General features: G+C 52.0%; 13 protein-coding genes. 12 read left to right on the top strand and 1 reads right to left on the bottom strand.

Annotation, left to right across the window (positions count from 1 at the left end; translation table 11 throughout):
* Window positions 1-43 precede the first annotated feature (43 nt).
* Together flhA and AACZ86_RS08990 are read left to right on the top strand one after the other, a co-directional pair.
* Window positions 44-2,089 carry a flagellar biosynthesis protein FlhA gene (flhA, locus tag AACZ86_RS08985; RefSeq protein WP_339691575.1) on the top strand — a complete coding sequence of 682 codons (2,046 nt, stop codon included), beginning with the start codon at window positions 44-46 and terminating at the stop codon, window positions 2,087-2,089.
* Window positions 2,090-2,109: 20 nt separating this feature from the next.
* Window positions 2,110-2,829, top strand: coding sequence for a sigma-70 family RNA polymerase sigma factor (locus tag AACZ86_RS08990; protein ID WP_339691577.1), 720 nt, complete (start codon window positions 2,110-2,112; stop codon window positions 2,827-2,829).
* A 102-nt stretch (window positions 2,830-2,931) separates the two neighbouring features.
* On the opposite strand, the gene AACZ86_RS08995 is transcribed toward AACZ86_RS08990, so the two are convergent.
* A complete protein-coding gene (locus tag AACZ86_RS08995) occupies window positions 2,932-3,747 on the bottom strand; it encodes a flagellin (RefSeq protein ID WP_339691579.1) in 816 nt (271 codons plus the stop codon).
* Between the two features lie 271 nt (window positions 3,748-4,018).
* Here AACZ86_RS08995 and AACZ86_RS09000 point away from each other — a divergent pair, with 271 nt between their 5' ends.
* From AACZ86_RS09000 to AACZ86_RS09045, 10 genes are all read left to right on the top strand, one after another.
* Window positions 4,019-5,320, top strand: a complete 1,302-nt coding sequence (locus AACZ86_RS09000) for a sigma-54 dependent transcriptional regulator (RefSeq protein WP_339691582.1) — start codon at window positions 4,019-4,021, stop codon at window positions 5,318-5,320.
* A 14-nt stretch (window positions 5,321-5,334) separates the two neighbouring features.
* Entirely contained in the window at window positions 5,335-5,694 is a 360-nt protein-coding gene (gene fliE, locus AACZ86_RS09005) for a flagellar hook-basal body complex protein FliE (RefSeq protein ID WP_339691584.1), read from the top strand.
* 3 nt (window positions 5,695-5,697) lie between these two features.
* On the top strand, window positions 5,698-7,446 hold the full coding sequence (gene fliF / locus AACZ86_RS09010; protein ID WP_339691586.1) for a flagellar basal-body MS-ring/collar protein FliF: 1,749 nt from the start codon (window positions 5,698-5,700) through the stop codon (window positions 7,444-7,446).
* Complete coding sequence (locus AACZ86_RS09015; RefSeq protein WP_339691588.1) at window positions 7,439-8,491, top strand: FliG C-terminal domain-containing protein; 1,053 nt, start codon at window positions 7,439-7,441, stop codon at window positions 8,489-8,491. The genes fliF and AACZ86_RS09015 overlap by 8 nt, the downstream gene beginning before the upstream one ends.
* Window positions 8,484-9,167, top strand: coding sequence for a hypothetical protein (locus tag AACZ86_RS09020; protein WP_339691590.1), 684 nt, complete (start codon window positions 8,484-8,486; stop codon window positions 9,165-9,167). Before AACZ86_RS09015 ends, AACZ86_RS09020 begins: the two co-directional genes overlap by 8 nt.
* The gene (locus AACZ86_RS09025; protein ID WP_339691592.1) at window positions 9,160-10,518 is read left to right on the top strand and encodes a FliI/YscN family ATPase; all 1,359 of its coding nucleotides are present in this window, start codon (window positions 9,160-9,162) and stop codon (window positions 10,516-10,518) included. Before AACZ86_RS09020 ends, AACZ86_RS09025 begins: the two co-directional genes overlap by 8 nt.
* A gap of 71 nt (window positions 10,519-10,589) precedes the next feature.
* Window positions 10,590-10,955 carry a hypothetical protein gene (locus AACZ86_RS09030; protein ID WP_339691594.1) on the top strand — a complete coding sequence of 122 codons (366 nt, stop codon included), beginning with the start codon at window positions 10,590-10,592 and terminating at the stop codon, window positions 10,953-10,955.
* Window positions 10,952-12,259 carry a flagellar hook-length control protein FliK gene (locus AACZ86_RS09035; protein WP_339691596.1) on the top strand — a complete coding sequence of 436 codons (1,308 nt, stop codon included), beginning with the start codon at window positions 10,952-10,954 and terminating at the stop codon, window positions 12,257-12,259. Before AACZ86_RS09030 ends, AACZ86_RS09035 begins: the two co-directional genes overlap by 4 nt.
* A gap of 44 nt (window positions 12,260-12,303) precedes the next feature.
* Window positions 12,304-12,879 (top strand): flagellar basal body-associated FliL family protein, encoded by a 576-nt coding sequence (locus AACZ86_RS09040; RefSeq protein WP_339691598.1) that lies wholly within the window; start codon window positions 12,304-12,306, stop codon window positions 12,877-12,879.
* A gap of 23 nt (window positions 12,880-12,902) precedes the next feature.
* The gene (locus tag AACZ86_RS09045; RefSeq protein WP_339691600.1) at window positions 12,903-13,826 is read left to right on the top strand and encodes a FliM/FliN family flagellar motor switch protein; all 924 of its coding nucleotides are present in this window, start codon (window positions 12,903-12,905) and stop codon (window positions 13,824-13,826) included.
* Window positions 13,827-13,831 lie beyond the last annotated feature (5 nt).

Here is a 13,831-nt window from a genome sequence, read left to right on the forward strand (position 1 = left end):
ATTGGATAAAGTTGCCGGCCATCTGAAATCTGGATTGCTGCCGATGGCTACACTTTTACTGGTCATCTTCTTCTTGCTGCCGTTGCCGACAATAATGCTGGATATCGGCTTCATCTCCAATATCATGATCTCGCTTGCCATTCTGATGGTTGCGCTCAACGCGCGCAAGCCGCTCGATTTTTCCAGCTTTCCAACCGTTCTGCTGTTTGCGACGCTTCTTCGATTGGGACTGAACGTCGCATCAACCCGAGTGGTGCTGGTAGAGGGCCATGCGGGTGGCGATTCCGCCGGGCAAATTATCGAAGCCTTTGGCGGATTGCTTCTCGGCGGTAACTATGTGGTCGGGATCTTTGTGTTTTCCATTGTGATGATTATCAATCTGATCGTCATTACCAAAGGCGCCGGAAGGGTTTCGGAAGTTTCCGCACGGTTCACCTTGGATGCCTTGCCCGGCAAGCAAATGGCGATCGACGCTGATCTTAACGCCGGTCTCATCGCACCGGAAGAAGCTAAGACACGGAGATCTGAAGTCGCCACCGAGGCTGATTTTTACGGATCAATGGATGGTGCGTCGAAATTTGTAAAAGGGGACGCCGTTGCCGGGATCTTGATCCTGGCTGTGAACATCATCGGTGGTATTGTTCTGGGTCTGACGACCCATGGGCTGTCCTTTAGCGAAGCCGCGAGCACATATTCGATGCTCGCAATCGGTGACGCGTTGGTTGCACAGGTTCCGGCCTTGATATTATCGATCGCCGCCGCAGCGATTGTTACGAGGGTTTCATCGACCCAGAATCTGGCAGATCAGATCACCGGCCAATTCGGTTCGGGAGCGGCCTGGGTTCCCGTCGCCGTTATCCTTACGATTCTCGGTGTATTACCAGGGATGCCTCACGTTGTCGTCCTCTCGGCCGCAGCGGTCGCAGGCGGAATTGCCTTTTATCTGATCCGCAAGCCGAAGCCTGTGGAAGTGACCGCCGAACCGGTCGTAGAAAAACATCCGGAACAGATAGATTGGGAAGATGTCTCCGAAAAGGCGCGTCTTGGAATCGAAATCGGGTATGGTCTTGTTCCGCTGGTGGAAGACCGGAAGGGCGCGCCGTTGATGAAACGGATTACCGGTATCCGTCGTCAAATATCCAAAGAACTGGGTTTTGTAATACCGCTTGTCCGGATCAAAGACGATTTGTCTCTGGAACCCAACGGTTATCGGATCATGATGGGGGGAATGGTCCTGGGCGAGGATACTGTTTGGCCGAATGATTTTATCGCGCTTGATGACGGTCACGTGGATTCGGTAATCGAGGGTCGGCCGTGCAAGGACCCCACATTCGGAATGGACGCCATTTGGATAAGCGCCGATAAAAAATCCCAGGCAATCGCCGAGGGTTATACAGTCGTAGATGCACCTACCGTTATCGCGACCCATCTCAATGACGTTGTGCGGCGCAATGCAGCGCAGCTATTCGGTATGGATGAAGCGCAGAAGTTGCTCGATTTTCTCAAGGAATCATCGCCGCAACTGGTTGACAGCCTCACACCGCAACCTCTGTCGCTATATACGATTACCGCAATTTGCCGTGATCTTCTCGCCGACAAAGTACCAGTGAAGGACTTTCAGAAAATTTGCCTGGCAATGTTGGAAGCATCCAGTCTGCACACTGATACGGCACAAATGGTTGATACTATACGACAGAAAATCGGCAATCTGATCGTTCAAACCATGGTGCCTATCAGCTTGCCCCTTCCGGTCGTGACGCTGGATGCAGAACTGGAAAGCCTGCTCGTTAAGGCGTTGAAAGTGGGCGAAGATGCTAGCTATCCTATCGAACCGCAATTGGCTCAGAAGATAATTGAAGCCATGGATGAAGCTGCCCGCAGCTTGCCATTGGAAGCCCGTAACGTGGCCCTTATCACGTCGCCGGTCGTGCGGCGTCCGCTTGGCGCTTTGCTCAAACAGCGGTTCCCGGACCTGACGGTTCTTTCCTATCAAGAATTGCCCGATGACAAGTCAATTGAAGTGCTGAGCAAGATCGGGGTTCCGCAGTCCAGCCACACAATGGCTGTCACAGATGCAAATCAAAACTAACTACCAATCGGAAGTACGCTATGTTGAAAACAAAGAGCCGCGCATCCCAAGCCTACGGCGCGATGAGAATAGACGAAAATCGGCTGATTGAAGAAAATCAGTCGCTGGTTACAAAGATTGCATGGCAGGTAAAATCGTTTGCGCCCGACCAGATGGAAATCGAAGACCTGATTCAGGTCGGACTGGTCGCAATGGTCGAGGCGGCAAAGAAATATGTCGATCAAGGGCATAGTTTCAGTACCTATCTATACGTCCGTGTCCGCGGCGCAATGATTGATGATTTGAGATCAACGTGCAATTTGCGCAGAACCTCGGTTGATTGGCATAAGAAAGTGCGCAGGTGTCGGGACAAGCTGGTGAAGGAACTTGGTCGGGAGCCCGACGAGTCCGAACTGGCGCTGGGCCTGGATATGGATCCTTCCGATTTTCGTAAACATGCAGACAGGGCGATCGATGTCCATCTTGGTTCACTCGACGAAGTTTATTGCGACTCCAGTAGCTGGTTCACCGATCAAGAGGACGATCAGCATGAAAAATTGGAAAAGTCGCAGATGGTGGAACTGCTGTCTGCAAATCTGAAGCAGCTAAACGAACGTGAACAACTCATACTCAATTGCTATTTTGTGGAGGAGATGCAGCTTGATGAGATTGGGGAGATACTTGATGTATCTTCAGTTCGCATATGCCAGATCAAAAAGCGGGCATTGGAGAAACTTCAAGTTGCCATGACTATGAACTAGTTTTCTCTGTGGCATTTACCCACAAGTCATTGCTGGATCTGACCAATAAAAAAGCCTCCTCCCAACCGGGAAGAGGCTTTTTCGTATCGGTGGAGTCTGATATTACCGGAGCAGGCTGAGAACAGACTGCTGAGACTGGTTCGCCTGCGACAACATCGCCGTCGAAGCTTGGCTCAGGATCTGGTTTTTTGCCAGCTCGGTTGTTTCAGCAGAGAAGTCGACGTCCATGATACGCGAACGCGATTCCGAGATGTTCGCAACACGGTCAGACAGGTTGGAAATTGTGGTTTGCAGACGGTTCTGGTCGGCACCCAAAGAAGCCTGTGCGGTGGTGACCGTATCGAGAGCGGTATCCAGAAGGCCCAGTGCAGTGGTTGCGCCAGCTTCGGTGCTGATGTCCAGGGCGTCAATACCCAGAGTTGCGGCCGTGACATCTGTCAAAGTGACCGCCACCGTCTGACTGGCGTCGCTGCCGGTCTGGATGTTGATTGTGGCGTTGGTTCCGTCAAGCAATGCAACATCGTTGAAGGTTGTCCGCGACGCAACATCACCGATCTGTGCAATCAAAGCGGTAACTTCGGTCTGAAGGTTGTCGCGGTCGCCGGTCGAAAGCGTACCGTTGGCAGACTGGACAGACAGTTCACGCATACGCTGCATCATGCTGGTGATTTCGTTCATGCCGCCTTCAGCGGTCTGCGCCAGCGAAATGCCGTCGTTCGAGTTACGAATGGCCATGTTCAGTCCACGTACTTCCGAGGTCATACGTGTGGCGATCGAATAGCCAGCAGCATCGTCAGCAGCTGAGTTCACGCGGCTGCCGGTTGAAAGGCGTTCGATAGATTTTGCGAGACCCATTTCAGCTTGGTTAGAAGCATAGCTGGTGCGCATAGCGGTTACGTTAGTTCCGATTACAGTCATGGTGTTATCCTTTTCACAGTTCAAATAGTCGTTTCATCTAACGGGTCACCTCGACAGATGAAGCGGCCTCGAGGAAGTTAACGGCGGGCCCGAAATATAATTAAGCGAAAAGGTGTCGGCTTTCCGACAAGCTATGGAAAAACCGTCCATTTTCCGACACAAATGACGGATTTCCGACAGTTTTGTCGGCAATAATCGGCAGATTCTTGCCGATCATCGAACTGGCACGGCCATTGCAAAGTAGTTGGCGAGCACAGGGATATTAGATCCGATGCTCGGTGAACAACGTAAGGGAATGGCCATGATCAACGATAAACTGAAGCCTAGCCTGGTCTCTAGGTTTCCAGAACTTGTCGATTTGCTAGCGAGTGTTGAAACAATTCACTCGCACCCGCTACATTCATCCTCCGCTGAGCAACCACCCCGCACAACCCGCGAAGCATCCAAAGATGAATGCAAAGGAGCAAAAGATCCCGTCGTGGTTTACCGCGATGGACCATTCCACTTCGTTCCGGCTACCCTCAGCCAACCACTGCGCATCGAATTCGGCAATGCGGACAGAGAATTTGGTCTGTCTTGCATTGTTGAATCGATGCGCGGTGGCAAGGGGCCGGCTTATGCAGACCCCAATTCAATAGCTTTATATAAATATGCCGCTCGCGTGGCGCGCAGCGATGCTAACGTCATGATCACCGGCGAGACCGGTACCGGCAAAGAAGGCATGGCTAGGTTCATTCACGAAAATAGCGAGCGGGCAAACAAGCCGTTTGTAACCGTAAACTGCGCGGCCATCACAGAATCAATGATTGAGTCCATCTTGTTTGGGCATAAAAAGGGTGCCTTCACTGGTGCCTATAACAGCGCGGTCGGCTTGTTCAAGGAAGCTGACGGCGGCACGATATTCCTCGACGAGATTACCGAGATGCCGCTGGAAAGTCAGTCCAAACTGCTTCGTGTGCTCCAGGAAGGCGAGATCCTTCCAGTCGGCGCATCCCGCCACGAAAAAATCGATGTCCGTGTATTTTGCGCAGCCAACCGTGACTTTGCAGAAGAAGTCGGGGCAGGGCGATTCCGTGAAGATCTATATTGGCGATTGAACGTCATGCCAGTTGATCTTCTCCCTCTTGCTCAAAGGCCTGCCGATATTGTTGCCATTGCTGCATTCATGATGATCGGTTTTCAGAAGCGGAGCGAAAGGTTCATTTCGCTTTCTCGCTGCTGTGTCGAGCGACTGAAAGAACATAAATGGCCGGGCAATGTGCGCGAGCTGTCCAATGTTCTGCAACGCGCTCTGGTGATGTGCGACGGTGATCGAATTAAGGCCGACGATCTGGTCTTTTCGGGCGCCCGGTTAACAGCAACGCCGAAGCAGGATGATGTTTCTGCCAGTCATTCCTCGCGATTCATTCGCGGACGTGATTTGCACTCGATTTCCAAAAATGTCGAATATGAAGCAATTAATCAAACATTGGAAAAAACCAACGGCAATCGCCGTGACGCCGCAAAAGAGCTTGGCATCTCGGAGCGCACCTTGCGTTACCGGATGGCCGATATGCGCGCGCTGGCAGCATAGAGAGGAGCTAAAAAATGTCTTCAGTCAATATGAATAGCCTGATGGCCGCACGTAATGCCATCCTCAACCAGAACAACGCGCTGCAGGACATCGCCAAGAATGCCGGCCTGGCTGGACCGGGGCAGACCTCTGCTCCCAAAGAAACGGCGGGTTCGGACAGCTTCTCGACCCAACTCACTAACGCGCTGCAAGAAGTCAATAAACTTCAAATAGCAGCAGATGAGGAAACGAAGGCCTATCAGATGGGTGAAAGCAATGACGTGGCGGCTGTTATGCTTGCGAAGCATAAAGCATCCTTGGGATTTGAGTCCACTTTGCAAGTTCGTAACAAATTATTGTCGGCCTACCAAGACATAATGAACATGCAGGTATAATAGATGGCCGAGCAATCATCAACCGGTCAGGCGCTGACACCCGCGAGCCGCAATGCACTGCAGCCGGCAATCGGTAGTTATGCAAATGCGAGCGGCCCGATGGGCTGGCTCAGTGCATTTATCAAACAGCCCGCTGTCGCGCGGGCAATGCCGCTAATCATAATGTCTGCTGTCGTTTTGGCGGCGATTACAGTGTGGCTGGTTCTTCGTGAGCCACCTCAGCGTGATCTATTTCGCGGCCTGCCCGACAATGACAAGTCCGCGGTGATGCAAGCATTGCAGGTCGCCAATATAGCCTATGAAGTCGATGATGATACCGGCACACTGACGGTTAGCAAAGAAGACTACCATTCGGCCAAAATTGAACTGGCGGGCCAAGGCTTGCCAAGATCCGCGCCGAGCGGTGACACTATTATGTCCAGTATGCCAATGGGCGCAAGCAGGGCGGTTGAATCGGAAAAGCTAAGAAATGCCCGTGAGATGGATTTAGCGCGTTCGATCGAAGCCATCGATAGCGTTGTATCTGCACGGGTCCATTTAGCCGTCGAACAGCCCAGCATATTCCTGCGCGACAGAAATGAACCTTCCGCCTCCGTAATATTGCATCTCGCGAGTTCAACCAGGCTTGATGAAAAAGAAACGCAGGCAATTTTGAATCTGGTTGCCAGTTCCGTGCCTGGGCTTTCAGCATCCAACGTATCCGTGATCGATCAAAACGGCCGGCTATTGTCGAGCAACAGCGAGGGCCTATCCTCCGGCAGCGATACGCAACTGAAAGTGAAGGCGGCAATCGAAGACCGCTACCGCCAGTCTTTGGCCAGTTTGCTGACACCACTGGTGGGTCCCGGAAACTTCGTTGCAGAGGTCACTGCTGATGTAAATTTTGACGAAAAGCAGGCGACAAGTGAAACCTATCCGCTCGATGGTTCGGTATTGCGTTCTGAACAGGGACAAAAGTCGAACGAAATTGCTGGAAACGCCGCAGGCGGGATTCCAGGCGCACTGGCTAACCGTCCCCCTGATGCTGCTGAGGTTGCGGAACAACCCGGAGGGGCCGAGGAGGAAGGTGCGAATGCAGCCGAACCCCGGAGAACCAGCGAAGAATATCGCCGAAACTTTGAACTTGCCCGTGAAGTGGCGGTGACCAATCAGGCGCCGGGGCAGGTATCGCGATTGTCCGTTGCAGTGGCAATCGACGACCGTGCACTAAAAAACAAAAAATCTCCCAAGGAAATTCAGGAGATTGAAAAACTCATCAAAGGCACTGTCGGCTATAGTCTTGGCCGGGGTGACCAGATTGCGGTGACGGCGCGTAGATTTAAAGCAGTAGCCGACGATCCGATCGCAGAAACCTGGTATGAAACTTCCTGGTTCAGCATGTTGATACGTAATCTGTCTGCGTTGTTGGTCGCCCTGCTGCTTATTTTCGGCATCGGACGTCCGGTTTTGAAACGCTGGCAGACATCTGAAAAAGCTCTGCGTTCCGACAAGAATCAAAAAGCTCTCACCAGTGATGGCGTGACCACCGACGGCTCCAATCAAGATGGTACCGAGGATGGCGGATCACTCGAAAATCAAACAGCAGGCGCGCTTGGTCCGCCGGTGACCATAGACATGATCACTTCGGCCAAAAGCTATCAGGAACGTGCTGTTTTGACTCAGAATTTCGTCAAACAGAACCCCGATCACGCAGCTCTGGTTGTGAAGGAGTTGCTCAAAGAATCCGATAAACTGGAAGAAGTAGATGGCTGATATCGCAGAAAAAGATGATGTTGAAATCGCCGAACAAGGTAAGCAATTGGAGCTGATCACCGGACGCCAGACCGCAGCGATATTGATGCTGTTGTTCAACGACGAGGAAGCTGCCCAGATACTTGAGCGGCTCGAACCTCATGAAGTGGAGGCATTGGGTGAAGCGATGTTCAGCGTTGCCAATGTTGATGCGACGCAAATTGATGGTTCCCTGGATCGCTTCCTGTTGCTGACGATGAACCAGACAATGTTGTCCTACAAGTCCGACGAAAAAGTCAGCCGGGTTTTTCGTAAGGCTTTGGGTACGCCGCGCGCAGAGACAATTATGAATCGTTTCGCGCCCAAACGACCCAGTAATATTGCTGAAATGCTAAAATGGATCCCGGCAAAGGATATTGCCCATCTGATAACGAACGAACCGCCTCAGATCTCTGCGGTGCTCATGTCGTTTCTAACGCCGGAAGTCGCCGCAGAAACAATAGAATTGCTGCCGCCAGAGATTCAGGCAGATTTGATATATCGGGTAGCGACGCTCGGACCGGTCAGCGGCAAGGCGCTCGCTCACATTCAGGCTCTTTTGGAGAACACGACACCTGGTGAAGCAGACACTGTTCCGCCGATGGAGGTCGGAGGTGTGCTCGACAGTGCAACGATCATCAACAATCTCCCGAAAGAACGGGGGCGGTCATTGCTCAAGGAATTGATGAAGCGCGACAAGATAACCGCAAAACTGATTGAGGACGAGATGTTCATCTTCGCGGATCTGATGAATTTGAACAAAAAGGATATCGGTTCTGTTGTCCGGAAAATTGATGCCAGTATCCTGGTTCCGGCACTGCGAGGAGCTCCGAATGATCTCAAGGCCAAGATTTTTGGGGCTATGTCAAAACGGGCGGCGGAAACCATTCAGGACGATATGGCTGAAGCGCCACCGCAACCGATGGACGCCGTCATTGCCGCACAAAAAGCCATTATTGCGGTCGCCAAAGTCATGCTCGACAACGGCGAAATAAACATGGCCGGAGCCGGAGCTGATTATGTCTGATCTCAATCCTGCAGGTACGTTCGGCTATGAAGACGTAGTCCCTCTGTGGCGAATGACCACTGAGCAACGAGAATTTGCTTCCTGGACCTGCGGACTGGAACCAGAGGCAGAGGCTCGGGATAGCGACTGTTTTAAGAGCTTCGTTGGACGCAGTGCGCCAGAGGAAACGCAGCCTCCTGCCGATCAGGATGCTGATATATTTGGGGTCGCCTACAAGAAAGGATGGGAAGACGGTCAGTCCGCTTTGGCGGATGAACATGCTTCGTCGAACCGGGACAGCGATGCACTGGCAGCAGCTATCCAGCATTTGAACGATTTGTCTTCGCCTGACAGTTTTGCGTTTATTCTTTCGGCGGTGGAGTCCCTCTTCAGACGTTGCTCGGAATTGGCAGTTCCCGATCCGGTCCTGTTACAAGCTTGGGCGATGCAATTGGCCGAGCTCGTGGATCAGGACCAAAAAGGTGTCACGCTTGTACTCCATCCGGATGACGTCGAACTGATTGATTCCACCGTGTGCAAATTGGCCCTGCGTAGTGACGAAGCCATGCAACGGGGTAATTTGAAACTCAGTCATTCTGGTGGCTGGATTGAAAAAGGCTCGGCAGTGGTGCTGGATGAGCTGCGAACGCTGATCGACGAGTTCAGCGGCGTCAAATCGGTGGCTGGCCATGAGTGATCTTGCCGTCTCGAACCCGGACACAACCGGATATCCGTCGGCTGCCTGCGACGTGCTTGCGCGCCTTGATGATATTGGAAATGAACCGCGATATGTCGGCAAGTTGTCGGCGCATGATAACGGCATGCTGGAGGTCACTGGCTTTGAATATCCGATCGGCTATTCGGGTCGTGTGATCGCGACCGATGGCCGAGAGATCAGTGCCGAGGTAGTCGGTTTCAAGGGTTCCAGAACGCTGATGATCCCGATGGTGCAAGACGCACCGTTGCGCAGTGGAAGTCGTGTGCTGCCCTACGCGAAATCCAATCAAGCGGCGGTCGGTGAAGCCCTCTTTGGCAGGGTAATCGGACCCATGGGAGAACCGATTGACGGCAAAGGTCCTATATTGACGACCGAAACCGTTCCATTGGCAGGGCAGGAAGGGAATGTCCTTCGGCGCGCCAGTGTTTCGAAACCGATCGACATTGGTATTCGAGCGCTAAATGGTTTGCTTACCATGGGGCAGGGACAGCGAATGGCCATAATTGCCGGCTCGGGAGTCGGCAAGTCGATGTTGATCAACCAGATACTGGACGGTGTCGTGGCTGACGTTGTTGTGGTCGGCTTGATCGGCGAGCGCGGACGAGAGGTGAACGATTTTGTCAGTCGCCGCCGTGAAATTAAGGACGCTGTGCCCACGGTCACGATTGCTGTTCCGGCCGATCACTCGCCATCATCAAGATTGAAAGCCGCATATCGCGCAACGGCTGTCGCGGAATATTTCCGGTCGAAGGGCCTGTCGGTAGTTCTGGTGATCGACAGTCTTACCCGTGTTGCTCATGCGCAGCGCGAAATAGGTCTCGCCGCCGGCGAGCCTCCAACGATGAAAGGCTATCCGCCATCCGCGCTCTCGTTGATCCCGCGATTGATTGAACGAGCCGGCAACGACAGCGATACCGGGGGATCAATAACCGCAATTTATACCGTGCTGGCCGACGGCGACGACTTGGATGATCCGGTCGTTGATAGTGCTCGCGCCATTGCTGACGGTCACATCATATTATCAAGGTCGTTGGCAGAGCAGGGGGTTTTTCCGGCGATTGATGTCGGCAAGTCAATTAGCCGCGTTGCGGTTGATATTATTGATCCCGAACATCAGCAAGCACAACTTCATTTCAGGCGCCTTTGGTCGATTTACGAAGAAAATCGGGACCTTGTTTTGATGGGCGCATATCAAGCGGGCAATGACCCCAATATAGATGAGGCCCTGGCGAGCTGGCCAATGCTGATCGACTATATCAAGCAGAAACCCCGTGAACTGGTGGACTTCCGGACAAGCGTGACTCAGCTTTCCGGTCTGTTTGCATCATGAAGCAGCGGGTCAGAGGGCTGCGACGGGTGTTAAAGGTCCGTGATACACAAAAGCGTCTGAAGGAGCGCGCCTTGATGCAAGCGGGCAGCCATTGTGCGTTAATGGAAGATAATGCGAGGAAAATAAAAAGTCTTCATGCTGAGACCCACAAGAGTGAGGCTGCGGTAACAGCAGGGTCCCTTGCGGCCAAAATGGAAATTTCTGATCGTTTGCTGGAGGCTTCGCATGTGGTCGAAATATCCGTCCAAGCCGCGATGCAGAATCTTGCCGCCGCAGAGCGGCAAAATTTTGCCGCTCAGGCAATTCACGATGGCACCGAGAAACTGTTGAAATCGAAGGTTTCAATGCTCCGCAAAAGGGATGTCCGGCAAGCAGATTCTTCTAGTAACTTATTGTATAATATAAATAATTATAAAAAGCGAGGAACGCTACGATGATTGGTAAACTCATGTCCGAAGCTGCCCACTCCATAATTGGCATGTTTTCTGCAAGGTCTGCAGGTATGGAAAGCAACCCTTCAAATACTGATTTCGGATCACTTTTGCTGTCACCAGAGGAACAGCCTCAATCTGGTGCTGACAAAACGGAAATTGACATCTCCGATATCGAGAGTGTCGATGTTGGGGATCTCGATGCCGTTCCTGCCCAACATTGGGAGGCGACGAATGTACTGCCATTTGCCAATCAGAGCATGGGTGGCACGATCTTTGATCAGAATCGGACGTCCTCAAAAAGCGGACAAGATCCAACCATTAGTGATCCAGTCGATTCCGATACTGCAGAAGAAAAATTGCCGCTCACATTCAATAGAGATGCGCTGCAGAACATTCGATCAACCGCCTTTTCTGTTGATGGGGAGCCCCGGCATACCCCAGCGAAACCCGCGGCAGACATGCTGGCGTCGCAGGTAAAACTCATTCCGGGTGGTGGCTCGCCGATTGATAGCGCGCAAAGCGCAGGAGACGCAGATCTTACCGATAGTCAACCGTTCAACAATCCGACAAGCCAGTTGGAGCTGAACAAGCAGGCAGCAGCATCAGTTCATTTTGTTACGAAGGCTGGAGAACAAAAGGATGCGCGCTCAGAACTAGGCAAGTTGGAATTCCGGTCAACGGCAAGCGATAATGTGCAAGTCACCACCAGTTTGCAGAAACCGGCTGTCACCGACGGCGAGTTTTTTGATCCGGCCAAACCGGATGTGTCGTCGGCAGTGAAGAGCTTTGAAACATCGATGGAGCAACTGCCGCTCGCCAATTCTTCCGCTCAACTGGCGGCTCGCGAAACCACTCAGAAGTCCGCTTCGTTCGATATATCCTCACCCCGGGTTGCCGAAAGACTTGGTGCGGAAATCGCAGAAATGTCAGCAAACGGCGGAACGAAAAAGTTTGAGATTAATCCTCGTAATCTTGGCCGGATGGAAATTATCTTCACCACCCGCGGATCGAGGGAGATCATTGAAATTCAGACCGAGCATCAAGCTGCCAAGGATATTATTGCTCAGCATAGTCCTGTGCTCCAGGACATTTTGAAGTCCCAGGGGCGTGACGATCTGACACTCCGCATCGACGTGAAGGATAATATATTCTCGTCATCAAAGCCGGATGGCGGAAATCTTTCGCAACAGGAAAACGGCGATGGTCGTGAACAATCCGCGAGGCCGTCACAGAGTCGCCAGATCGCACAATCGTTTGAAAGCGCTCCCGAAAATGACTCCGTGTCAGACAATAGCCGATACGCCTGAAAACCATTCCCGGATTCATAAATTCAATTAACCCAGAGGTCGAAATGTCAAAGACGAAACCAGACGATGAAAATCCCAAAAGCAAGAAAAAGGGCAAGCTTAAAACGGTTCTTTTTGCCACGGGCTTGATTGCTTTGCTCGGCGGTGGAGGAGCTGCCGGAGGTTTCTATGCGGCAGGAATGATCGGTGGAGATCACGAGGAACCTGAAGATCCGAACAAGCCGAAGATTATCATGAAGGACGGAACCGCCGTCAGCGAAAAAGAAGCCAGCGCCACGGCACCGAAAGAAGCGTCCAGTGCGTTCAAGGTGACCTATCACCAGATCGAACAGCCATTCACCTCCAACCTGTCGAATTCAGACAGCTTCGCCCAGTTGTCGTTGGCGGTTTCGACATATTATGACGAACGGGTTTTCGAAAATGTCATCAACCATGAAATTGCCATTCGATCCGCTGTTCTGATGGAATTGGGGCAGCAAGATGCGATTGAATTGGAGGCACCGGAAGGCAAGCTCAAGCTGAAGAGAAAATTGCGCGACATTATCAATGAAACGCTGAAAGAGAAAACAGGATTTGGCGGAATTGAGGACGTCTATTTCACCAACATGGTTGTTCAATAAGCGCTTTTGAAAGTAGCAAGATCATGACGAATTCCAAACCATCAACAACCAGCCCGGAATCATCGGGAGAAGAGAATGTCGCTGCCCCGGTAAGTCACAGTCTGATTAAAAAAGGTGGTCCGGACGGTATTTTGTTGTCCGCCTATAAAAAGGTTGAGAAAAAACTGGACGGCGTTTTGAAACTGCACCTTTCAAATGTCATCGATTGTGCAATGAAAGTGGAAGTTGACGACAGTGCCAAGCTGTTGTTCAAAGATTGGCTTGCCGCTCTGGCCGCAGAATCTGTTTACCTGGAATTTCAACTGGGTGCCTCGGAGAAGCCGATATTGGTTCGCGTTTCCCGGACATTTTTAAGTGCATCGGTCGACTGTTTCTTTGGCGGACAATTTGATGGTGAAGCGCATAGTAGCGGTGATCTGAAACAATCTGAAATTACGATGATCAACCGGTTGGCTGGCGCGATCGCGGCCGGATTGTCGGACGCCTGGTCAATGCTCTTTGACTCGCCGGTTCGCTATAGTCGCTATTTCCAAGACAAAGATGACATTGAGCTGGATCTGGATGACGAGAATGTTCTGGTTTCCGCTACATCCGTCCATCTCTCGGGACACAAGATCGCGGCGATGGATGTCATTCAGACACTCGACGGATTGATTGCAATCGAACCACAATTAAACCGTCCCCATCACCGGGAGACGAACGAGGTCGACCCGGTCTGGAAGGCCAATCTGAAAGATTCTGTCGAACAGATTTATATGCCCGTCCGTTCGGTTCTTGCCCGTCCGACCATGCAGTTGTCCGAGCTTTCCCGACTTGCTGTCGGAGATATTCTACCCGTTGCGCCAACCGACAATGTTCCGCTTATTGTCGGAGATCGTGTGTTTGCCCATGGCAGCATCGGTGAACAAAATGGCGGTGTAGCCTTTAAAATCAAACAATTTTTGTAGGACGA

Origin of the sequence: uncultured Parasphingorhabdus sp. (assembly GCF_963975735.1) — a bacterium.
GTDB lineage: Bacteria > Pseudomonadota > Alphaproteobacteria > Sphingomonadales > Sphingomonadaceae > Parasphingorhabdus.

Excerpts from the sequence above, each read along its gene's own strand:
- AACZ86_RS09015 (WP_339691588.1), top strand. The coding sequence starts at position 7,439 with ATGGCTGATATCGCAGAAAAAGATGATGTTGAAATCGCCGAACAAGGT.
- AACZ86_RS09035 (WP_339691596.1), top strand. The coding sequence starts at position 10,952 with ATGATTGGTAAACTCATGTCCGAAGCTGCCCACTCCATAATTGGCATG.
- AACZ86_RS09040 (WP_339691598.1), top strand. The coding sequence starts at position 12,304 with ATGTCAAAGACGAAACCAGACGATGAAAATCCCAAAAGCAAGAAAAAG.
- AACZ86_RS09045 (WP_339691600.1), top strand. The coding sequence starts at position 12,903 with ATGACGAATTCCAAACCATCAACAACCAGCCCGGAATCATCGGGAGAA.
- fliE (WP_339691584.1), top strand. The coding sequence starts at position 5,335 with ATGTCTTCAGTCAATATGAATAGCCTGATGGCCGCACGTAATGCCATC.
- flhA (WP_339691575.1), top strand. The coding sequence starts at position 44 with ATGGCTACACTTTTACTGGTCATCTTCTTCTTGCTGCCGTTGCCGACA.
- AACZ86_RS08990 (WP_339691577.1), top strand. The coding sequence starts at position 2,110 with ATGTTGAAAACAAAGAGCCGCGCATCCCAAGCCTACGGCGCGATGAGA.
- AACZ86_RS09025 (WP_339691592.1), top strand. The coding sequence starts at position 9,160 with ATGAGTGATCTTGCCGTCTCGAACCCGGACACAACCGGATATCCGTCG.
- AACZ86_RS09020 (WP_339691590.1), top strand. The coding sequence starts at position 8,484 with ATGTCTGATCTCAATCCTGCAGGTACGTTCGGCTATGAAGACGTAGTC.
- AACZ86_RS09000 (WP_339691582.1), top strand. The coding sequence starts at position 4,019 with ATGCTCGGTGAACAACGTAAGGGAATGGCCATGATCAACGATAAACTG.
- AACZ86_RS08995 (WP_339691579.1), bottom strand. The coding sequence starts at position 3,747 with ATGACTGTAATCGGAACTAACGTAACCGCTATGCGCACCAGCTATGCT.
- fliF (WP_339691586.1), top strand. The coding sequence starts at position 5,698 with ATGGCCGAGCAATCATCAACCGGTCAGGCGCTGACACCCGCGAGCCGC.